This is a genomic window from Desulfotalea psychrophila LSv54, assembly GCF_000025945.1.
Lineage (GTDB): Bacteria > Desulfobacterota > Desulfobulbia > Desulfobulbales > Desulfocapsaceae > Desulfotalea > Desulfotalea psychrophila.
Genome location: NC_006139.1, coordinates 98,850 through 121,587 on the forward strand (window position 1 = coordinate 98,850; position 22,738 = coordinate 121,587).

Genomic DNA, 22,738 nt, shown 5'->3' on the forward strand with positions numbered 1-22,738 from the left:
GCCCGTTTATCAAAATAAAATCACGAAGGTGGGAGGTGCTATTTTCCGCTCAAAGATACAATGGTCCTTTCCGTCGTTGCCATGCGACACCGACTCTTTCCGCATGCCTGAAGAATAGTGCTGCGCATATTCTCAACCGCAGCCGCCAAAATTTATATCACCCGCATCCGACGCAGAACTCGGCCAGCCAGTCTTTTCACCTTGCCAGCCCTTCTACGCCACAGCGGAGTTGGCCGCATATAGCGTTTCATTACTTTTTCAAAAGGAAGAGTGTTCAAGTCGCTGAAAAATGCTTCACGACGCGCCCCCGGTGCAACCGAACCGCAAATACAAGGGTTCGACTGAATTGCCACGTTCAAATCCGCATCATGTACCGTGATATCCTGCCGACAGGCATCAAAGGCACTCTTTCCCTTTTCCGTCTGGACGATAACCAGCGAAGTTCCCCGATCATCATCCCACTCCGGATGATGTGTCCCGACACCCCAGAAATCAGCCAATGAAATATCTGCAACTCTGGGCAGACGCGAAAAATTGCACGCATGGCATGACGGGCGCAAGTATGTATTGGATAAAAAACCGATCATGAATGCATCTTCGTTCAAAACACGGCGATACTCTGTATCGTTGTCGAATGACAAGGATACAGAGAATCGCTTCCAGCCAAAATTCTTTCGTCTGAAAGCGATTCTCTGCGCTTTCGCGCCATGCTGGCGCTCAAGCTCGGCACGGTACGCCGCAAAAACTTTCGGAGAAGGCACACCGTGGCATACAACATCACAGGTAAGGAGATTATCATACTCTTTGCGGAGAAAAGCATACAGTCCGGCTATCTGGCACGGGGTGCCTGAAAACAAAACCTGCCGACCCTGCTTGAGATATTTCCGGGCCTCCTGATACGCAGTACCGATGGTACTCTGCAAATATTTTGACCCCCGCAATGCCTGCCCTTCCACCTCATTGTGAGCGGCTTGATGACAGAGAGTCATGGAATCATCAAATGCAGCACCAAAAACGACCCCGTTTTGTTCAAAGGTGCACTGCATAAGAGCATTGAAAACCCCCCCAGAGGAACTGTCCGCACGAACATCCTCATTCCGATTCCACGCGGCAAAGGCTACCGAATCCCCTTCCTGCCGAGGAGGATTGATTACAGGACACACCGATTCGCAAAGCCCGCATTCAGGACAAAGAGATTCATCAACCATCGGATAAAGAAACCCCTCTGTATCGGGAAGCATCTGTATACATTTAGCCGGACATATAGACAGACACGCATGACAGCCGCAGCAGTCTTCTTTTGTATTTAGATGAATCATTGTAAATCCATAGTGGGCAGAATCATTGAAATCGCTAAAAAACGTATAAGTGTTTGCCTGGGTCTCTGAGACAAACAAGTGCTTAATTTTCATACTTAAAAACATGTTTTCGGCGTCAGGATACACCCATTCCGCCCAAAACAGCCATTTCCAACACATATCCATCCGATATCAAAAACAAAAACTCAAAAACGAACGGTAAGCCGGGCTTTATCCAACCTTTTGAGATGACTGCGTGGAGGAAATAGTTCAACTCAGCCAGTGAGATTCCTCATTCTCCCGCTAATTGCCTCTGGCTGACGTTGATGGCCAGACGACGGCAGCTGGCAAGGCATTTCGTCTGCAAGAGCAGGCATGGAGGTTTTCGATATTTTTAGTTAGGAAATTGGCTCGTGGCTGAAGCTTAATGGATCTGTAAATCTTGCAACTACTACTGAACAAATTCTCAAATTGGCACGCTACCGCCATTTGGGTGAACATTGCGTTCACCCGTTGAAGACTTACACTAATCTTACGTTTAAGTGATCGTTTAGTAAAGGAAAAAAAACTTTATTATTAGGCCAATGAACGATCAGCTTTCAATCAATCTTGATGCGATCTAACGACACCGTGGTTTTAACCTGTCGACTGAGGATATTGAGTAAGACATCCACATTCTCACTTCCCCGAATGGAGTAAACTACAGCCTCAACACTTTCTAAACCAGGGATATTGACTGTGACGACAGAGCCGGGTGTCAGGTTTTCTTTTATGAGGTCTTTTGCTAGGATAGAGAGGCCTTTATCTTCTCGGGCTTTAAGGTCGCTTATCACCCAACCAGGGATCTCGATATAGCTATCTCCAAAACACAGTGCCCCAAGTGAACCACGGGTTGAAGCTATTGCAGTCCAGTTTTGTTCTGCCGGGGCAAGGTTGAGAAAAAGGTAACCAGGGAAAAAGGCAACAAGCTTTTCAGTAGTGCTTCTCGCGTGATGGACAGTTTTGCGAAGCAGGGGTAGGTACACAGTATACCCCTGTCGTTGATAGTTGAATTTGGCGACCTCTTCTTTTTTGTTCTTGGTACGAATTGCATACCAATGACCTTCAGTTTCGTTATCTCTCATCATGTTTATCAATTGCTCCCTCTCCATGGTTAAGATGTTGGGTCCCCATCCGGGCATAGAGGATCAAGGTATTTTTTGCAACCCGCTCGGCGGTTCCCATCTAAGCCACACCCCCTTTACTTTTTTCGATCTGCTTAGGGCCAGATCCAACGAGGCTGATCAGCACGGTAAAAATGAGAGCATTGGCCGGAATATGCAGATTAAAATCGACAGAGGAGTGACAGGCAATTGCCAGCAGCCCAGCCAGAGCAGCCAAGGTGAATCCCCAGGTTTGTCGGCTAGCCTCTTTTATTTTCCTACAAGCTTGTTTAGCAACAGTGAGTAAAGCCCAAAGGATAATCAGCACTACGGGCAGACCAAGTTCGGCGATGAACTGCAGATAGTCGTTATGGGCATAGTAGAAGCGGGCACTGGTTCCCGGTAGTTGAAACTGGGTAAAGATGGTGGCGAAGGAGCCGGGGCCAGAGCCTATGAAGGGGTGGGCCGCAATCATTTTATAGACGCCCTGCCAGGTGTGGCTGCGACCATTCAGCCCGGCAACTGTCTCCTGATCGGTAAGGGAGAGCAGACGTTCGAGGATGTCGGAGCCGGCCAGGATAAAAATCGAGAGGAGGAGGGTGAAGGAGATGATGAGCAGGAGAAGCTTTTTCGCTCTAAAGCGCTTTTGGCCAAGAAGAACAGTTGCCATAAAGAGGAGGGAGAGGGCAAGGGCTAGCCAGCCACCCCGGGAGAGGGTGGCGATATGGGCAGCTAGCAAAATCAAGCTGATCAGCAACAGGGCAAAAAAGCTTACGCCCCTTCTCGTTCGAGTGAGAAAAAGGCAGAGGCTCAAGGGAATAACCATCTCCAGATAGCCCGCCAAATGGTTATGATTGCCGTAGGTACTGGTTATAAATGTATCATGCTGAAGATAGTCCCACCAGGGGAAGGGCTTGTAGCCAAGCATCTTAAAAAAACCAAAGATAGAGAGGAAAATCCCCAGCCCAATGAGCAAACAGACCAGCATCCGCTCCTTCTTACGGCTATCGATCAGATGGATCACTGAGTAGTATAAGAGGATATAGGTAAAGAGCAGCATCAGGGCATCGACGCCAACACCTTTTAGCGGAGAGAGGGCAAAGCTGAGCAGGGTCCAGAGAATCAGGGCCAGAATGGGATAGAAGAGAGGGGTTGGAATAAAGAGAGCTCTGTTGCTGCTGGTAACTTTTAGGAAGGTGAAGTAGCTGGTGATAATAACAAGAATCTGCAGAGTCGATTGGGCCCAGGGAGAGACGCTGCCCCGGGCGAGGGGGGCAAAGAGGAGTAGGGCAAAGAGAGAGGCCATGGCAAGAGAGTCATAGATTTGCTGACGGTTCATGATCTCCTCCTGAGCTGGGCCAACTGTTTCTGGTACCTTGCGTTGCCAGGCTCCAGAACAACTGCTCTCTCTGCATACTCTCTGGCAAGCTCATCGTTTTTGCCGGCCTGATAGGCCAGGGAGATCTGAAACAGAAAGCCTGGTACTTCGGGTTTAAGCCTGCTTGCCTCTTGCCAGTCAGCAATGGCAGCACTGTACTTTTTTTGGGCATAACGAATCCAGCCACGTTTATTGAAATACCAGGGGTTTGGCCTCAGGCTTGTGGTAAGGACCTCATTCATGGCCGCTTCGGCCTGGGGATATTTCTTCTGCTGCTCAAGAGACCTGGCAAAAAGGTAGTGGTATTCAGGCCTTGTCCTATCTTCAACAACTGCTTTCTGGGCGGCAAGCTCCATCCGATCCCAATCCTTCTGCTCACTGTAGATACGGGCAAGACAGTAGTAGCTCTCGCCAGCATAGCGACCTGTGGTCAGCCGCTGAAAACGGGCAATGGCAAGTTCGGGTTGGCCGCTATACATCAGACTTTTACCAAGGTAGATATCGGTTATTGCTGGCAACTCTCTCTCCTGCCCGGCTCTTTTAACAAAGAGAAAAAAATCTGTCTCCCGTTTTACCCCGTGATAACTGTTAAATATCTGCTCAATAGCGCTGTTTTTGTTCTCGTTCTGACGAAAGGCCTCTAAAAAATAGCTTATCGCTTTAGAGGTATCTTCTATCTGCAGGGCCAGGCGTCCCGCCTGAAGGTACAGGTTAGGGCTGTTCCGTTGATAGGGGAATGCCAATTGCTGCTCACAATAGCTGAGGGCGGTGGGGAAATCTTTTCGTTCAAGCGCGATGTTTCGCAATACGCCAAGGGCATCACCTCTTAAATTTGTGCTCGTACTTGCCTGCAAAGCTCCCCGCTCCACCGCTGAACGAAGAGAGTCCGTATAGAAGTCCTCTTTTCTCAGCTTATAAAAGAGGAAGGGAGCGATTGCCATAAGCTGCTCAATCTCAGTCAACATTTGACTCTGCATCCCCCTCTCGGCAAGATAGAGAATAAAAGCGTAGGCTCGTGACGCTGAGTTGGGGCGAAGCTGTTGGGCTTTTGCAAAGATGGGCAGGGCATCATAGAGCTGTTGCCTATCACTTCGGCGGGATAAAGATTGCAAAGCTGCCAGAGTTGAGGCCCAGCCGGCCATAGCAGTGGAGTCATAGGGGTTCAAATCTACCGCCTGCTTATAGGCCCGAGCCGAGTTCTCCAGCTCTTTTTTAAAAAGAGAGAGAGAGTTGGCATTGGCCGCAAGTCTGAAATAGAGCTGCCCCTTCACTGTTTCGATTCTGTGAAGATCGTCTGCAAAGAGGGTGATGCCTGCAGAGTGAAACGGCAGATAGTGTAGAGAGAGGTTCAATTTGGCTAAAGCTTTATCAAGAGATGGACGCTCCAACAGGGTCAGAGCACTCTGATAGTGCCAGCGGGAAAAGCTGAGCATAGCGAGTATCCCGAGCATGGCCAGAACCAGCACGTTTGCCAGCTTAAGGCCTCTCTTGCCCCACTCACTCGCCATAATAGGCACTGGGATAACCATAGTAGCTGCTTTCACGGCTATCTGCCTGGTTCAACACAGCCCCCAGAACATTGGCACCCGAGCCCTCTATCCGAGTTAAGGCATCTTTGAGTGCCTTCTTATTGCCTCCCCCAAACTGAACAATCATCAAGGCGCCATCACAATATGGGCTCAACATCAAGGCATCACTGGCCGGCAACACCGGCGAGGTGTCCACAATCACCATATCATACCTCTGGCGACAGGCAGCAAAAATGGCCGAAAGCCCTTGAGCCCCAAAAAGGGCAAGAGGATTGGGGGGGATCGCTCCCGAGGGAAGCAAAAAGAGATTATCATACTCTGTGGCAATAACAGTCTGGGCAAGACTCTCCATAAGATGCTCACTCTCCAGAAGGGTTTGCCCCAAGGTTTCACTGATCAATGAGGAGAGCCCGAACCTGGGTTTAACTTTTCCCGAGCAAAAGCAGGTCGTCAGACCTGGCCTTCGCAAATCAGCATCCACCATCAGAACTGACTGCCCCATCTGGGCCATGGTGCGGGCGAGATTGGCAACGGTGGTAGATTTTCCCTCCCCCGGCAAAGCGCTGGTCACCAAGAGCACCTGCAACTTTTTATCAAGGCTGGCAAAGTGGAGATTGGTTCGTAAAGTTCGATAGGATTCGGCATACCGCGATTTAACAGAAAAATTACTCAACAGTGCCTTGACACCGCTATCTGTTTTACTCTCAGCTCTCTTCTGGAAAAACATCAATAGCCCTCCTTCGAAGCATTCAGCATGTCAGTAGATGGCACTGTGGCGAGAACCGGAATATCCAAATAGGTACGAAGATCATCTTCGGTGCGGATGGATTGGTCAAAGTACTCCAGTAAAAAGGCAAGGCCTATACCACCAAAGAGCCCCAGCACCAGGGCAAGCAGCAGATTCTTCCGCTTATTTGGCGAAACTGGAGCCACCGGAACCGAAGAGTACTCTACCACCCTGATATTAGAAGAAGTTCCCGAAGAGAGGAGGTTTGACTCCTTAATTTTAGAGACCAAGGTGTCATAGAGACTCTGACTGGTGGTCAGGTTACGTTGCAAAATGGTATAGCGCAACTCTTTGCCACTGGCGTCCACTGCCTCATCCTCAAACTGGGCAACATTTTCCTCCATGATCTGCTCTTTACTCAGGAGAATGGCCCGTTCGGTTTTTAAATTTTCTAACTCTTTCTTCAACTCAATTCTAATTTTGAACCGATTTTTGCTGATCTCACTATCAATCTGAACCATCTTTGGATGCTTAGACTTATAGACTTTGGTTAGGCGGGTACGTTGCAACTCAAGGCGAGTGAGATTCTCAGAGATGGCATCAATGGAGGGATTACCCAGCAAGGAGCGGATATGGGTAATATCTCCGGAAGAGGCCGCAAGACGCTTGATCTCGGCAAGTTTAGCATCAATCTCCTGACGCTTATTACGCGCTTCCAGATATTGATCATTAAACTCCTCAATTTTATGGCCAATTTCCTGCTGCTTGCCATCAATTGAGAACAACTTACTCACCTGTTTGAAGTCGTGGAACTTCTGTTCACCATCTTCAAGTCGCTTTTTCAGTTGATAGAGTTGGCCATTCATCCACTCCAGATTCTCTTTGGATGACGAGAGCCGACTCTCCATATCAAACTCGATATACTCCCTGGCAAGGGTATTGGCGAGACGGCTGGCCAATACCGGATCGGTATTTTCGGCACTGATGGTCAAGAGCCGGGTGTCACGCACCTGCTCAATGGTGATAAGGTCTTGAATTTGCTTTACCAGAGAGGCCAGCTTCTCATCTTCGCTCAGCTCACTGGCTTCGCCATCCTGCTCCGGGGAGAATCGGGCCAGGAGCAGTTTAATGTTGGCCTTAATCTGTTGCTTGATTCTGGCAAGCGGTGAGGCGATAACATCCTCCTCTTTCTCATCCAGCTTAAGTTTTTTAACCAGAGCTAACACCACCGGTTTAGAGTGGATCAGCTTAAAGTGGGTATTAAAGGTGAGTAACTGGGACGCATAGCTCGAATTGTCAATACGCTCGCCTGTCAGGGGCGAAGAGGTCTGCTCCTTATCAATCACGAGGTTGGCCGTGGCCTGGTATACCGGTTTCATCATAAAACTCGCCGCCATCACCAGAACCACTGTCACCAGCAAAAACAGGAGAATCAGCCGCTTGCGCTTAACAAGAATTTGAATGTAATCAGAAAGATGAATCTCTTCTTCAAACTCATTTATTGAATTTTGCACAATACCCCACAAACCTTTTCGTTAATCTCTTAGAACCAGGATTCTGGAACATTCAATCTATCGCCGGGCTGCAGGGGATAATCTGGGATTTTCCCATCCACTACATCCTCTAGATTGACCTTAATAACCTTCTGCTTATTATTTTCAGTTCGAACAATTATAGCTCGGTTGGGCGCTGCATAATCATCAAATCCACCGGCCATTAAACAGATACTCAGGGCGGTTAGGCCTGGCTGGTACTCCTGCAGGCCCGGATTTTTAATGCGCCCTCCCACGTAGACCATAGAGTCGCCTTGACGAAGCCCTTTAGCCAAGGGGATATAGATTGAATCTCCAGTCTCAAGCCGAAGATTCCCACTCATATCGCCTTCGTCGAGCAGCTTGGTCAGGTTCACCTTAAGGGGTTTGCTCTCTTTGTCTCCCCGGTTGCTTTCGCGCATCACATAGGCCAGAGAACCACGTTCACTGGTGACACCTCCGGCCTTGGCGATCAACTCCATCACCGTTGTTGCAGACTGCATCTTGTATTTCCCTGCCTTGGTCACCGCGCCCGAAATGGTGTAGTGCAGGCTGTGATAGCCATCTACTTGGATAATCACTTGGGGGTTGATGAAATAGTCTTTTGCCAGCTTGGTATAGAGTCTCTTTTCAAGGTCACTGGGCGTTGCTCCAGCGGCATGGATACTGCCCACAAAAGGGGCATTTATCTTGCCGCTATCTGAAACGGTTAAGGCGACCTGGACCTGCTCCTCTCCTCCTGCAAAAACTGAGACACTGATGATGTCACCAGCGCCGAGCTTGTATCCCAAAGAAGCTTGGGCCGAACTGCTCCAGATAACGATGAGCAGTAAAACGATGAGATCTCTTTTCATATAGAGCCAGTGCATACGCGTTAAAAATTATAATCGAGGCTTATTATGCCAAAGGTGTTTTGGTAAGACATGCCGGTTGCATTTGAGTCCCGATCTTCATAGCCTATTTCTAGGCTTACTATTAAATTCTGCAGTAGATCATAGCCAACAACAGCAGCTATTTTATAGGTGTTGTCATCTCTATCGGTGTTGTTATCACCGTTATATACGTCATAAGCAGAGTTTTGGTAATACCCTTTAAGGGTGCTTGTTAATTTTTCCATGAACCGATAGCCCGCATTCATGTTTAAACGAGTTGCCAGGTAATAGGAGTCGCCAGTTCCTGCATCATTGTAGTTCTGGGTCAGAGAGGTCAAAAAATGAAATTTGCGTTTTGTCGGATCTAAATCTGGTTTTTCCCCCTTCAGCGAAATGGCCCATGAGAAGCTGTCTCTATCCTCAACGGCAGCCTGATCAAAATTTCGTTTATGATAACCACCGCCCACGTTAAATTGGAGATAATTGAAGTGGTACTGGTAGTTCAGCCAGACCTCGTTAGAGAGATAGTCACTGCTGTCTTCGCTATCGTAATCTCTGGCCCAAACGTCGTAGCTAATGAAAATTTTACTGTCACTGTTCAGGTGGTAGTTGAAGTCAAAGGTTCCCTTGTTTTGGATAGAGTCGGTGCCATCATCAGTATAATCGGGATAGAGATTGCCATAGCCAGCTATGGCCGAAAATTTTTGGCCAAATTCATAATCCCAAACATCTCAAAATCATTGATCAGAAATTTTTCACGGTCTGTGGAGTTACTTAATTTATCGGCTTGGGCTGAATCTCGTGTGTAGTGGATTCGGTCGTAACCGTTGATGGCAAATCGATCTGTTACCTGCGAAGAGAGTGACAGGAAAGCTAGATATCCTAAATAGTTATCGTCACTTGCGCTTTTTACACCCGTTGGCCTACTGTCGAGGTTATCATAGATATACCCCTCTAGAACGGCCATTCCTGTGATCTTGGTTTTGCCTGTATCGTAGACTGCCTCAATCCCAGGTCGAATTGTATAGGTCATCGTGCTGATTTCGTTATTTTCCGACATCCAGAAGTTCGAGTCATATTGAGTTTCTACTTCAATGCTTGTGGTGATATCTGTTTTGGCAAAAGCAGGAGTTATTAAAAAAGAACTCAAACAGATAAAGAGACAAGATGACCCGAATGTTTTTGCAGAAACAATCTTTCTTTGCATTGTGTATCCTCTTCCGTGTGTAATCAGGCAAAACAAGTGTAATTGCCACGGACTATTAGCCAATTTTCTAGATGGAACTTGCATCATTGTCATCTGCTTCAGAACTCTCTAAAACTTCTTCCATCTTCTCCTGCAACTCCGTAATCGCCTCAGGCATTGGACTTTCGTCTATAACTGGGACGGTGGCCTCTGTGGGTGCAGCGTCAACTACCGGTGTAGCATCAGCTAGGGGCGCAGCATCAGATTGAACCTCAGCAATATGTTGTGTCGCGGTCTCTACATTTGCCATGGAGACTTGAACTAGGGCCCCTTCTGACTGGTTATAGGCGTCAACAAGATTGTTTTCGACACTAGCAAGATCGGTATGAGTCTCGGCAGCGACTTCAGTGGAGAGAGCAACAATGGCCTCGGAGACGATCTGTATTTCCAGCGCTACAACTGTTTCAGTGCTCAGAGGCAGGTGGAGGTCATTTACGATAGCCGCATACATCTGTTCGGAAACTGCCTGTACCGCAGAAACCATTGCTGTATCTTGATCTGCACCAGCCGCAGTAGCATCGTGGTAGAGAGCGGTTAAACTCTCTTTGTCCGCCACGGGTACGGCCTTGATTGCGACCTCAATTATATGCTGCGTTGCAGTTGCCACATTTCCCATGTCGATCTGAACTACGGCACCTTCTGAATGATTATAAGCACTAACGAGAATGTTTTCGACTGCGGTAAGGTCAGTATGGTTCTCAAACGTAACCTCAGCAGCCATTGTGACAATAGCCTCGGAAACAATCTGCGTTTCTAGCGCTGTAATTGCTTCAGCGCTTAGGGGCGTGAGAGATTTGTTTGCAATGGCCTTGTACGTCTGCTCAGAGATTGTTTGTACAGCAGAAAGCATTGCTGCCTCTTGCCCTACGCCGGCAGCAGTAGCATCATGATACACAGCAAGTAATTGTTCTTTAAGTGCTGGAGGCGGACTCTCTTCGGCTGACATCGCGGTTTCCAGAGGGAGAAGCATCATGCAAATTAAAATTGCTGCTATCTTGAACCAAGTAACATTCTTCATACACACTCCACATTACGTAAAATAATTACGACGAGTAAATTATTTGCCAATTAAATCAAAACTACTAGCAGCCATCTCTTCAGCAAAAGATGAACCTAAAATTGAAGCAATGCGCTTATACCCTTTGTGCAAAAGAGGCTTTCTCTGCGTGGCATCATGGGCATCTGACGCGATATAGGAGACACTTTTGCTTGTAAGGAGATCTAAAACAAAACTTTGTTTCATAAAACTCTCAAAGCGTCCCGGCAGGCTAGAAGCTGTTAACTGAAACTCCACGCCCATTCTTATAAGATTTTTTACAAAAGTGGGGTTCTGCTCAAGCACCATATTTCTTTCTGGATGAGCAATAATAATATGTAAACCCGAGGAGAGTAGCTGGCATAAAGTATTCCAAATCCACTCTTCAACAAATTGTTCCGGGAGTTCAATTAATAAACTTTTGCCTAAACCTCCCAGGGTGAGCAGTTGCTTTTGCGCAAGCAGATCCAGTATCTCTGGAACCAAACGTATCTCAGCCCCAGGGTATACCCGCAGAGGGATGCCAGCATTAACAAGCTCTAAGCTAAATTGGGCAGAGCACTTTAAAATATCCACCGCTCTACAGTCATGCACACCATCCAAACAGTGGGGGGTTGCTATCATGTGAGTAATACCATCTCGAACTGCTATACGAGCCATTTTCAAAGCAATTTTGACATCTTGAGGCCCATCATCCAAACATGGCAATATATGAGAGTGTAGATCAAGCAAACGCTACCTCGTTCAAAGTCACAAGTTTACCACACAACAACCTAACAGACATGAAAAAATCTATTTTCATGCGTTTTCCTATTAAAAAAGAGCGACATCCCCTAACCAAATGAAGCTTAAGAAAAGTGTTACCATGAACAACAACAACAAAACAACACATTTTTTCAAAAAAAATACAGAACAAAAAAAACATAAGACCAACAAATTCAAATAAAAAAAAGATCCCCTATCACAAGGTGATACCTGGCTACCAGAACGCCACGAAGAGAATCTCCACATAACTTTTGTAATGCTAACACAATAGCAGTTGGAATCTCTGACCAGCAAAAAAGTTAAAAAAATGTGACGAGCGATAAGTACAAAATTTTGTACTCTTTTTTATTTTACTTCTTTTTCCTAACGTGATAGCCACAAGAGAGAGAGGTGTGTTTTAGCTAAAAACGCCCACTTAGAGCGCTAAGGAGCAGCATCCGAAGCTAATGATTTAATATTATTAAATATTATCTCACGAGAACACCTGAACGTAGCAATATCAAGTAACGAAACATACAAAAAGGGGAAGAGGGAGGTCAGAACAGGAGCATTTTTTATGAGAGGCATAGGGGCACAGCTACCCCCAAATGCCCCTCCACAAAAAAAGCAACTCAAGATAAATCGAGACAACTAAACCAAGAGAACCGATAGGAAAATGATTGATCAAAAAAAGAAGTCACTGACAAACATAATGAAATTATTGGATATTGTAATAGTTGTCACAAGTTTTATCTCAGCATACTACCTAAAAAAATATGCTCACGCCGATTCGATCCCCCATCTCTCAACCATACCGAATTACTATCTTATATTAACCTATGCCATTATATCGTGGTATATCGGCTTGAGCCTCACTGGTCTCTATGAGACCCCTCTTGCCAAAGGCAATTGCAGAAAACTTTTCCTGGAAATTATTAAAAGTTGCACACTGGCAATTGTCTTACTCAGCTTTGTCTTCTACATTTTCAAAATAACAGATGTAAGTAGAATTTTTATAGCTCTTTTCTTCCTCGTGGCCACGGTAAGCCTTATCTGCGAAAGACTCTTTTTTTACTTTTTTCGACACTCCACACCACTAAGGAGACATCTCTCCACAAAAATTGTAATTATCGGTATCCCGGAACAAACGCTATCCATAATTTCAACTATCAAAAAAAATCTTGACAGCTCCCAACAAATCCTCGGATATTTTCAGGTGGAAAAAACAGTTCCAAATAAAATCAGGGAAAAACATACTATCCTGGGAACCTTGGACGACCTGGATGAGTACCTCCTAAACACCGCGGTTGACGAGCTTTTTTTCGCCCTTCCTCTGCATAAAGTCCCCAACTGCGAGAAACACATTATTTTTGCCGAGACATTGGGTATAACAGTACGAATAACACCAGACTGGGAACTCCGTTATCTAGCTCACACCCCGCAACTACCCCAGCTAGAACTTGGCCTATTCAACAGGCTACCGGTAATAACTTTCCGCAGCAACCCGTTAGGCAAATCTAAATTTCTTATCAAAACATTTCTTGATTACAGCTTAGGACTTCTCATTACCCTCGCCCTGCTTCCCCTATTTTTCATGATCGGATTTTGCATCAAGATCTTCTCACGGGGCCCCGTATTCTACTCCCAAGAGAGAGTTGGACTAAACGGAAGGCTCTTCAACGTTCACAAATTCCGAACCATGGTGCAAAATGCCGACAGTCAACTTGAAAAGCTCAAAACACTTAATGAGGCTGACGGCCCCGCCTTCAAAATCAAGAAAGATCCTCGGATTGTCCCATACATTGGCTCACTCCTTCGTAAAACTAGCCTCGATGAGCTCCCCCAGCTCTTCAATGTCTTGAAAGGCGAAATGAGCCTTGTTGGACCACGCCCACCACTCCCTGCAGAGGTTAGCCAGTACCAACTTTGGCAGCGAAGACGGCTCTCTATGAAACCGGGAATGACCTGTTCTTGGCAGATTTGTCCCAAACGAAACGACCTCCCCTTCGAGGAATGGATGAAGCTGGACCTGAAGTATATTGACAACTGGTCACTACTCACCGATATCAACATCCTCCTCTTAACCACAAAAGTGATCATTGCCGGACATGGACGATAAATTTACCTTGCTGCAGCCCTGTCACCCAGCAGCCAACAATCCATGATCAATTAACCTCCTCAACGTCTCTCTTCAGGGCAACACAACCAATAAACTTACCCACCATCTCTGAGACGGAAGTTTTTTTTGCAAACAACAATCTCTGAAAAAGCAACAACACCTTACCTTCGAGGTCATTGACGACAACGCCTACGTATCAGTTGTGTGGGGAGAGGATAAGTGTTCTGGTACGCCAATATCTTTGTCTATTACTACATCATGGCTGCAACTCACCTATCTCAATACGTCTGCCGGATCGCTCTGACATGCCAGATCGGGCAGATATGCTATCACCTGGGTTTTGCCTGCTCTTCATTCTTTTATGTATAACTTTCCCTGTTCTGAATTGATGGATTTACCCGACACCAAAAACCTCCTTGTTAGAAGTTGCTTTTGGATTGGATTGTACCAAGAATGAACCGAATAAGTTAGTTGTCACACAATAGGGGCTCTCTCTCGATACTGGTAAATTATCATGGTAAGCTTGCATGCTTTTGCACGAGTAAAGCTAAACAGAAACTTTCTGCTTTATCCTACACGAGAGCCTTTTCAAGGCACCTCCGCCACTCTTCATAAACCGCACAATTTCATTTGCTAGTAACTAGCCGTTTTTTCGTATATATTCTTTATAATTTAAACCAATTCGTCATTGACATCTAAGAAGGGTTGGGATAGCATCAATGTAAACAAAATGTTTACATGTTTACAGTTGTATACGCCCGAAAACACTGGGGTTGATGTTTACACTAAAAAGGAGATTGAAAGTGACAACACCACTTAGCATGAGAGTTAGCGAAGAAGTGAAAGAATCTTTTGGACTTTTAAAGACGGACTTTGAACCTCAATTGGACGAAAAGGTACTATAAGCCCACTACATCTTTCCCCAAAGGATTGATGTCGTCCTTTGCCAACTGAAAGTTTCAAACATTACCGAATTCCAAATCCAGTTGATTTAGCGGCCTGTGTTCACCAGCCAGAATAATATCGGCCAATTTGAATGAATAGCGACCCAGAACATTAATATGCTCATAACGTAATGGTGACAGGGTTGAGATGTCGTCGTCCAGTATAGTCATTCCACTTTGCCTCAGGTGATGTATTGCGTCTTGCATATAAATTGTATTCCAAAGCACAACAGCATTGGTAATGAGGCCAAGAGCACCAAGTTGATCCTCCTGCCCCTCACGGTAATGTTTACGAATTTCACCTCTACGACCATGGCAAATCACTCGTGCAAGATCATGTCGTTTTTCAGTCCGATTAAGTTGTGTGAGTATCCGCCTCCTGTAGCCTTCATCGCTTACGAAATTTAGTAAGTAAATAGTCTTGTTGATACGGCCCACCTCCATTATTGCCAGAGTCAGGCTGGTCGGTCGTTCACTTTTGAGCAAGGATCGTATAAGCTCTGACGCTTGAATCGTGCCGAGCTTCAATGAACCGGTAACGCGTAGCATATCATCCCAGTGATGCACTATACGTTCTGTATTCAAATAGTTGCTTGCCAATTCATCAAGAGGACCGTAATGGGCATCTCGATCTACACGCCAAAATTTGGCATCTCCAGCATCAGCGAGACGCGGCGAGAATTGATATAACCAAGCAGCCAAAATAGACCGAACACCAAGTCACTAGCACCGCTGGTGTCTGTCATAATCTCTTTTGGGCGTAAACCAGTTTGTTGTTCCAACAAGCCCTCCAACACATAAATAGAATCACGTAACGTGCCAGGTATCACGATGCAATGAAAACCGGAAAACTGATCAGGCATAAAGTTGTACCAGGTAATACCACGACCACCTCTTGGAAAATACTTGGGATTCGGCCCTGAGTGAATCGTTTTTACAGGCGTCACAAAGCGCAATCCATCAGCCGAGGCAACGTCACCGCCTCCCCAAAGATTGGCTAATGAGAGCGTTGACTGATGATCAACCAGACGTGCGTTGGCTCGGACAAGGGTTTCTCCACGGAGATAGTTTTGCTTCACCCAACTCAGCCTGTGGCGTGTTAGTGCCGGTACATTGGGTTGAATTAATGGGTCCATACCTATATTGCAGGCCTCGGCCAGCAACACAGCGCAAACACTGACAGGTAGATCGTCAACACGGGCCCGGGCTTCACTCACATGTTTAAATTCGTCGGCAAAACCGGTAAGTGCATTTATCTCTAAAACTATTTCTGTGAGATCGATCTTTGGCAATAGGTTGCCAACGAGTTTCCGAAGTTCAACAAGACTGGCAGGTTCCTCCTCTTTCTCCAGATTGGTGATTGTCAGGGTTGGTCGGTCCCCTGTATGGTCAACACGTACTGCATCGTTAACCTCGAAATTGGCAGCGACACTTCGGTAAGTAGTATCAAGCTGTTGAGTGAGTCTCTGTAACCCCTCTTCACCGTCAACCGAGTGGCCCAGTGACCGACAGACTTGGACACAATGGGATTGCCATTCAGTGCTGTCGAGCATCTTTATTCGAGGGTCGCCCCAGCGGTCACTGTTATTGACATATACATCACGGCGACGCAAGCTATCCTGCAACTTGTCTAGAAAACAAAGAATATAGCCACGTGTCATCACTCGGTTTTGCTGATCAAACACCAGCCGTTGCCACGACTTACTGATGATCTCAAGAGGAGCATCATCTAAAAATTGCTTACGAGTTGGAACCAGTTCACTTAAGTAGTTGAGTGAGGCCATTGTGATTGTTCCTGCTGGCGCACAGTCAAAACAAATATTGTTCAACAATGATGCCAGAAACAGCTTAACCCGGCCGTATTGTTCCACCATTTCTTCATGAAAATGTCCTCCAGGAGGCCTCGCAATTTCGTTGACTGTTGCAATGGACTGTTTGAGTTGGTCTTTGGGAACACAGGCATAGATTGCTTCACGCAACTGATCATTGCTCATTTCATCGTTCAACACCAGCGCACATACCTGGGCTAATGTTAACGCCGATCTATCTAGGTCCTTCAAGGTGCGCAAACGCTTTTTCTTGCCAAGTAACACCTGGCCTTTCCCGCAATATCTGTGATAAGCAGATCGAGTACATCCAACGCATCGTCCAGAGCGATAATCTCGAACGCCTTCACAAAGGCGACCAAGATTCCAATCCTCTTTTCATCGGACATTCGAGAAATCTGCCATTGCGAAAGTATTCCTGCTTGTCGTGCTATGCTTTTAAAGCGTGCGGCCGGGATACTGGAGAAGTCGAGGTTTTGTAATCCATAAGCTCTTAAATTACTGTAGCGTTCAACAGTCTCAACAAAAGATGGTCCGCTAATATTGAAGGGTCCTTTGCGAAAACGATCAAATTGTGAATTGCGTTGATCTTGAGGAACCACTAGCAGTTCCTCAAGTGCCCTCTTCTGCTCCTGAGTGGGTAAGAAGGCCAGACGCTTCCATAGTTGATTTGACACTCGTTCACGGATTTCAATAATGAGTCTTTGCAAGATTGTTGCTCCTGGCAGGAGTACTCTGTTTTGAATAAGCCAAGCGGTACCCATGTCAAACATTAAACTGGGACGTTCATTGTTGATCCAGGATCAACTGTAGAGAAAACGGCTGAGCCGAAAACGCCAGGGTGGTGCATTAAAAGTGTGATAACCATAATGGCTCTGAATTTCAGATCGATGAGCGAGGCGAGTGGCTCGTCGATTCATGTAGGCACTGAGATTATCAAGGTTTGAAATGGAAAGTTGAGCTGCAATGAATTGCAAAACGTTACGCGGCACCTGTGTGGGATCGGACAGAAAGGTGCCTAAAAAACGAACGGTAGTCAGCTGCAAAGCATACCCCAGGCGATTGTAATCACCATGGCAGTTTTCTACGAGCGCACGATCCGTATCATCGAGATGGAAATAGCGGGACAATTGAGCATCATCCGGATCACCTTCATAGCGGCCATATTGACGACGCTTAAAAGTTGTTAGGAAATCTCTAGCCATGTTATTCCGACATGCGAAGGTACTGATACAATGTTTCGCGGCTGATCCCAAAATCACGCGCGATCTGTGTTTTCTGTTCGCCAGCTATTACTCGGGATTTTACGATGGCAATGTCAGCATCAGAGAGGGCACGTTTTCGGCCGCGATATGCACCGCGTTGTTGGGCCAGCGTAATGCCCTCCCTTTGGCGTTCACGGATCAAAGCTCGCTCGAATTCTGCAAAGGCTCCCATAACTGATAACAAGAGATTGGCCATTGGAGAATCCTCACCTGTGAACGTCAGGTTTTCTTTAACAAACTCGATCCGAATTCCACGCTGTGTCAATTCTTGAACTAAACGGCGCAGATCGTCAAGGTTTCGAGCTAGTCGGTCCATGCTATGCACGACCACTGTATCTCCTTCACGTATAAAAGAAAGAAGTAGGTCTAGCTGGGGGCGTTGAACATCTTTACCAGATGCTTTGTCGGTGAAGACTTTATCAACGTGAACGTTTTCGAGTTGTCGCTCCGTATTCTGATCAAGGGTGCTTACCCGGATATAGCCTATTCGATGCCCCTTCATGGTGCCTCCTGGTTAAAGTGTCAGGTTGAAGTCTATGACTCTAGGCAACATATGTCAAGAATTAAGAAAGACGACTCTATACTGACGTATATTATGATACTACCCTGACGTCAGCATAGGGTATACTCTACTCTGACAAATGAAGGAGTAATTAGATACAATGCCTGGAATGACCTATCATTTGTGAATTTATCGTTCATGCCGTGGTATCTGCAATCCTGCCTGACATAATTTTCTTGACCAAAACAGACAAGATGGAGCCAAAATCCTCCTCCAGTTCAAAGATTCAGGAATCCCAGCTATGCCACCTAATAACTGAGGCAAAGGTGTTCATGGATAAGCTCGAATTCCAGATTTCGCTTTCGGCGTTAGGGTTTTGGAGCCGACGATGTGTCTGAAAACAGTCGACATCTTGAGCCGGAATAATTTGATAGTCTCAAGATGTTTCATCTGGAAATCTTCACATCTTTGAGATTAGCTTTTCCCCCCAAGGCATCCAAATAAAAAGTGATTGGACCTCTTGCCACGTCAACTGTCAGAGATTTGTTACCATCATTACAGCGTGCCGCTAAAGCAAACCCGTGCAAATAATCGACTAGCAAATCCATTGCATCTTTCTTGTCGGGCTCAGGTAAGTTCAGCGGAGATAGAATTTCTTCGAACCTGGAGATAAATATTTTTGCAGGACTTACATCCGACATTGCGAGCATAGTCTCAAGAAGTCCTGCATAATCTTGCAGCAATCTCAAATAGCTAACGCTTAGACATAACAATTCATCTCGCCAAGATTTATGTCCATCAGGTTCATAAATCGACTCCATCAAATCCACAGTTACTGCCTCAAGGATCGCAGTTTTATTGGAGTAGTAGTAATAAATAGCCATCGGATCGACATCCAGCGTAGAAGCAATTTTCCTAATACTCGGAACCTTGCCACTTTGCTCTAACAATCTTACAGCTGACTCAACTATCGCCTCTGAAGAAAGTTTCCCACCCATTTTCAAAGGTCGCCCTCTTTTTTTATTCTTGACACTCATCATATCTCCGGTGTATTTAACCGACACTTTTTCTACACTGTAGAATAATATGTACGAGCAATAATGGCAAGATTTAATTGTCATTATTGCACAACGATAAGTAAAATGGATGATTTAGGAGTTAACATGGCAAATATTGTATTTATTGGCGTAAGTCTCGATGGTTACATAGCTGACAAGGATGGAGGACTTGAGTTTCTCCAATGTATTCCAAACCCTGAACACGATGAACTTGGCTTTCCTGAGTTCATGGCCAGCATAGATGCTCTACTTATGGGAAGAAACACTTATGAAACTATCCTTAGCTTTGGAGGGGAATGGCCATACTCAAAGCCAGTATTTGTTTTATCCAACTCACTCACATCCCTTCCAGAACATCTCAAAGGTAAAGGTGAGCTTATTATAAGCGGATCAGTTGAAGAAGTAACACAGCAACTCAATCAGCAAGGATTCACGAATCTCTACATTGATGGTGGAAAACTGATCCAGAGTTTCTTGAAGCTCGATATGATAGATGAACTCGTTATCTCAAAAATACCGATTTTGCTCGGAGGGGGAACCTCTCTATTTGGAGATCTTCAATCTCATCTCATGTTTGAGCATGTAAGTACGGAAGTGCTACTCAATGCAATTGTGCAATCGCATTATAAACGTATAAGGTAGAGAAAAGATTTAACCTGCCAACCATCAAGAGGAAGGTCAAGACTGGCCTTCTTCCTGAAAGGAGCTATCAGATAGAATGGGTTTGCCCCAAAATGGAGTAAATGCAAAGAAGAGATAACCAAAGATAATCTTCTCCAAAAAATTGTCATGGATAAGATCAATTCTCAAATTGCGTTTTTGTTGTTGTGATGTACAGGAAGAGTCTCTACTTTTGGTCTGATATTAAATACATAGACCTTCGATATGGCTATATCAGCCCTGAATCGTAACTCTCTTTTTGAGGCCTATTCTATCCATTAAATGCAGTACCGTACGCTACTTCACCAGCAGGCAAGATGTTTTCTTTATTAGCCAGTGATCGAATTAGAAAATACTCAGAAGGCACACCCGGTAATATCAGATTTTTATTTGCCTTAAAACCAAAACGACCGTAATATCCTGGCTCGCCAAGCAGCACAATGCCACCCGCACCTTGTTTTTTTTAACTCAGCAATACCGGCTTCAATCAACTGGCTGCCAATACCTTCCCTTTGACGACTTGGACTAACCGAAACAGGGCCCAACCCATACCAGTTAGCTGAAACTGCACCAATAGTCACTGGAGAAAAAGCAATATGCCCAACAATCCCCGCTTCAACTTCGGCAACCAATGATAAACTAAGGGTACCATTGTCTCGAAGCTTATTAATGATCATGTGCTCTGTGGGGCTCGCCTCCGGTTCATGATGAGGGTGATTTTCAAAAGCCTGGTAAGTTAATGCTTCAATTTTGTTATGATCTGAAATTATCTCGAATCTTATTTTCCTTTTTTAGTACAAACATCTGATACCCATACTGCCCCAGATATTTCTGATGTATTTCTAATTCGCTTTGAATATCCTCAAGCGCTTGAGATGTAAAATCTCTCTGCGGCAATTGTTTTACTTTGGTAGTAAGCGGGTTGAGATAATTGCCCCACGCCTGCTTACTCAATTCAAAGCTATCAATTATTTTATAGCCAGCGTTCTCAATCAATTGATACCTGCTGGCAACCGTTACCATATCTGGATAATTTTGTTGCCAAAACTTAAGCACCTCATTTTCTGGTGATTCAGTTAACCAAACCAAGTCACTAAATACTAAAAACCCTTCCTCTTTAATGAAAGGTTTCCAGTCTTCCAGTGCCTGTGGTACACCCATGATATAAGCACTCCCTTCTGACCAGATCACATCAAACTGATGTTCTGAAAAAGACATATCGGTCATACTTGCACAGACGGCAGTCACCTTACCCAATTGTGATTTCCGATCCAAACTCTCCCTCAAGCAAGCCAGGCTGTATTCGTCATTATCCAACGCTGTGACAGAAAATTGAGTTTGTTCAGCAAGTAAAATAGTCACTACACCCTTTCCACAACCTATATCGAGTAGTTCACCAGATTTAACAGGAATAGTGTTAATTGCCTGTAATGAATCAATTTCATCCCCTGGCCCTAATCGTTCTAATCCCTCAAAGATCAGCTCAAAGTCAGCCATATATTGCTCATGTTCATTCATATCTTTTGATAACCATTTAAGTCTCAATGCCTGTTTCTCGCTAAATCCTTGCTTCATTAGCCAGTTTAAGTGTGCTAAAGGGGCTTGTTTATCAATGGATTGATGCCATTCTCTCATAGAAGTCATACCCAGCATTGAGCAGAGCAGGTCTCTGGATTTTTGTTTTTGGGCTATCTCCTCATCCAGCACTTTAAGACGTTGAAGTAGCCTTTCCCTATCAATGCGTGCTTCCAAACATGCACGACATTCTTTTAGCGTCAATCCTCCTGCTTGGAGTTGCTGCAACAATTTTAATTGCTGAACATCTTGTTCAGAGTAATTTCGGTATCCATTCGCCTGTCGTTTCGACGAAATCAGCCCGAGCTTTTCGTAATAAAGAATCGTTGAGCGACTCAATCCGACTTTGTGTGCTAATGCAGAAATACGATACATAAATGCCTCTCCTTTGTGAACACATCATAAACTATGAAGTTGTAGACAGGTCAAGGTTGATTGTTACTAATGTGATATTTTTTCGGTATAGATTCAAGAGTTGGTACGCTGAGAAGACAGTACTGTCAACCTGGTTCTGAAGCTTGGAACTGGAGATTTCAACATGATATCAAAGATATAAAGTTAATATTCTTCCTATGGAGATAGAATCAGACACTTCATTGGAATTATTCAAAAATGGAGTAATTGAAAAGTAGAGCTTACCAAAGAGAAGGTTTCGATCTTCTCCTTAGCGTCGGCTTTCGTTCTATTGGGTTTCAAAACCCTTATAGTACTTTTTCGTCCATTTGAGGTTCAAAGACCGAAGACCCTTTGCCAGGAGGCTACCAGTGCTTCCGAGGGTTTTGTAGCCCTCTCAAGGCCGCTTTTACTGCTGATCGCATCGTTCCCATTCAGATCTAACCCTTGGAATCCGATCACCTTGATTTCAGTTTTAACGATATTTCATTCGAAGGAAATGAGATCCGTTTTGTCATTGAGTGGAAGGTGGATCAATTGCTGTTTTGTGAATTTTGGCAAAAGCTGTTTTTCTAGAGCGTACGTTGTCTAAGTTATCTTTTTGGACGCGTAGGTTGTTCACAGTGCGGTTTGTTGGTTTGTTTTGGAGTAAGACATAGGTGGGGTGGTATTTTTTAGATTGTTGAGCGCAGAGTAAATATGGGTCTTTTTGGTTTTTCTTGGAGAAGATAAGTAGGGGGTTGTTAGAAGCTGTTTTTCTAGAGAGCATGTTGTCCTTGCTATCTTTATGGGTGTCTAGGGCGCCTGTGGTGTAGCCTGGTGACTTAGTTTAAGGCGAAGCATAGGTGGATATGGTATTTTTAAGATCGTTAAGTATAGGGTGAATATGAGC

General features: G+C 45.2%; 16 protein-coding genes and 2 pseudogenes. 2 read left to right on the forward strand and 16 right to left on the reverse strand.

What is annotated here, in order from left to right:
• Window positions 1-152 precede the first annotated feature (152 nt).
• From DP_RS16205 to DP_RS16255, 11 genes are all read right to left on the reverse strand, one after another.
• The gene (locus tag DP_RS16205) at window positions 153-1,412 is read right to left on the reverse strand and encodes a Coenzyme F420 hydrogenase/dehydrogenase, beta subunit C-terminal domain (protein ID WP_162096686.1); all 1,260 of its coding nucleotides are present in this window, start codon (window positions 1,410-1,412) and stop codon (window positions 153-155) included.
• A 485-nt stretch (window positions 1,413-1,897) separates the two neighbouring features.
• Window positions 1,898-2,425 carry a transcriptional activator RfaH gene (locus DP_RS17235; RefSeq protein WP_162096687.1) on the reverse strand — a complete coding sequence of 176 codons (528 nt, stop codon included), beginning with the start codon at window positions 2,423-2,425 and terminating at the stop codon, window positions 1,898-1,900.
• A 97-nt stretch (window positions 2,426-2,522) separates the two neighbouring features.
• Window positions 2,523-3,779, reverse strand: a complete 1,257-nt coding sequence (locus DP_RS16215) for an O-antigen ligase family protein (RefSeq protein WP_011190441.1) — start codon at window positions 3,777-3,779, stop codon at window positions 2,523-2,525.
• On the reverse strand, window positions 3,776-5,347 hold the full coding sequence (locus DP_RS16220) for a tetratricopeptide repeat protein (protein ID WP_011190442.1): 1,572 nt from the start codon (window positions 5,345-5,347) through the stop codon (window positions 3,776-3,778). The genes DP_RS16215 and DP_RS16220 overlap by 4 nt, the downstream gene beginning before the upstream one ends.
• Window positions 5,316-6,074 (reverse strand): CpsD/CapB family tyrosine-protein kinase, encoded by a 759-nt coding sequence (locus DP_RS16225; protein ID WP_011190443.1) that lies wholly within the window; start codon window positions 6,072-6,074, stop codon window positions 5,316-5,318. Before DP_RS16225 ends, DP_RS16220 begins: the two co-directional genes overlap by 32 nt.
• Complete coding sequence (locus DP_RS16230; RefSeq protein ID WP_049785176.1) at window positions 6,074-7,588, reverse strand: GumC family protein; 1,515 nt, start codon at window positions 7,586-7,588, stop codon at window positions 6,074-6,076. Before DP_RS16230 ends, DP_RS16225 begins: the two co-directional genes overlap by 1 nt.
• A 29-nt stretch (window positions 7,589-7,617) precedes the next feature.
• Window positions 7,618-8,460 carry a polysaccharide biosynthesis/export family protein gene (locus tag DP_RS16235; RefSeq protein WP_156792391.1) on the reverse strand — a complete coding sequence of 281 codons (843 nt, stop codon included), beginning with the start codon at window positions 8,458-8,460 and terminating at the stop codon, window positions 7,618-7,620.
• A gap of 20 nt (window positions 8,461-8,480) precedes the next feature.
• Window positions 8,481-9,170 (reverse strand): outer membrane beta-barrel protein, encoded by a 690-nt coding sequence (locus tag DP_RS18155; protein ID WP_156792392.1) that lies wholly within the window; start codon window positions 9,168-9,170, stop codon window positions 8,481-8,483.
• Window positions 9,167-9,685 (reverse strand): hypothetical protein, encoded by a 519-nt coding sequence (locus DP_RS16245; protein WP_041279034.1) that lies wholly within the window; start codon window positions 9,683-9,685, stop codon window positions 9,167-9,169. The genes DP_RS18155 and DP_RS16245 overlap by 4 nt, the downstream gene beginning before the upstream one ends.
• Before the next feature lie 67 nt (window positions 9,686-9,752).
• A complete protein-coding gene (locus tag DP_RS16250) occupies window positions 9,753-10,742 on the reverse strand; it encodes a hypothetical protein (RefSeq protein ID WP_011190448.1) in 990 nt (329 codons plus the stop codon).
• Between the two features lie 39 nt (window positions 10,743-10,781).
• Window positions 10,782-11,492, reverse strand: a complete 711-nt coding sequence (locus DP_RS16255) for a tyrosine-protein phosphatase (protein ID WP_041279035.1) — start codon at window positions 11,490-11,492, stop codon at window positions 10,782-10,784.
• Between the two features lie 688 nt (window positions 11,493-12,180).
• Here DP_RS16255 and DP_RS16260 point away from each other — a divergent pair.
• Window positions 12,181-13,623 carry a sugar transferase gene (locus tag DP_RS16260; protein WP_011190450.1) on the forward strand — a complete coding sequence of 481 codons (1,443 nt, stop codon included), beginning with the start codon at window positions 12,181-12,183 and terminating at the stop codon, window positions 13,621-13,623.
• 959 nt (window positions 13,624-14,582) lie between these two features.
• On the opposite strand, the pseudogene DP_RS17750 reads toward DP_RS16260, so the two are convergent.
• The 3 genes and pseudogenes from DP_RS17750 to DP_RS16285 form a co-directional block, all read right to left on the reverse strand.
• A pseudogene (locus tag DP_RS17750) lies at window positions 14,583-17,598 on the reverse strand (Tn3 family transposase).
• A 1-nt stretch (window position 17,599) separates the two neighbouring features.
• The gene (locus DP_RS16280) at window positions 17,600-18,160 is read right to left on the reverse strand and encodes a recombinase family protein (RefSeq protein WP_011190455.1); all 561 of its coding nucleotides are present in this window, start codon (window positions 18,158-18,160) and stop codon (window positions 17,600-17,602) included.
• 446 nt (window positions 18,161-18,606) lie between these two features.
• On the reverse strand, window positions 18,607-19,200 hold the full coding sequence (locus tag DP_RS16285) for a TetR/AcrR family transcriptional regulator (protein ID WP_322740883.1): 594 nt from the start codon (window positions 19,198-19,200) through the stop codon (window positions 18,607-18,609).
• Window positions 19,201-19,323: 123 nt separating this feature from the next.
• Between DP_RS16285 and DP_RS16290 the strand changes: the two genes are divergently transcribed.
• The gene (locus tag DP_RS16290) at window positions 19,324-19,860 is read left to right on the forward strand and encodes a dihydrofolate reductase family protein (protein WP_041279038.1); all 537 of its coding nucleotides are present in this window, start codon (window positions 19,324-19,326) and stop codon (window positions 19,858-19,860) included.
• Window positions 19,861-20,149: 289 nt separating this feature from the next.
• Here DP_RS16290 and DP_RS19360 read toward each other — a convergent pair.
• Window positions 20,150-20,660: pseudogene (locus DP_RS19360) on the reverse strand (GNAT family N-acetyltransferase).
• The gene (locus tag DP_RS16300; protein WP_011190459.1) at window positions 20,632-21,828 is read right to left on the reverse strand and encodes a MerR family transcriptional regulator; all 1,197 of its coding nucleotides are present in this window, start codon (window positions 21,826-21,828) and stop codon (window positions 20,632-20,634) included. The pseudogene DP_RS19360 and the gene DP_RS16300 overlap by 29 nt, the downstream one beginning before the upstream one ends.
• Window positions 21,829-22,738: the final 910 nt, after the last annotated feature.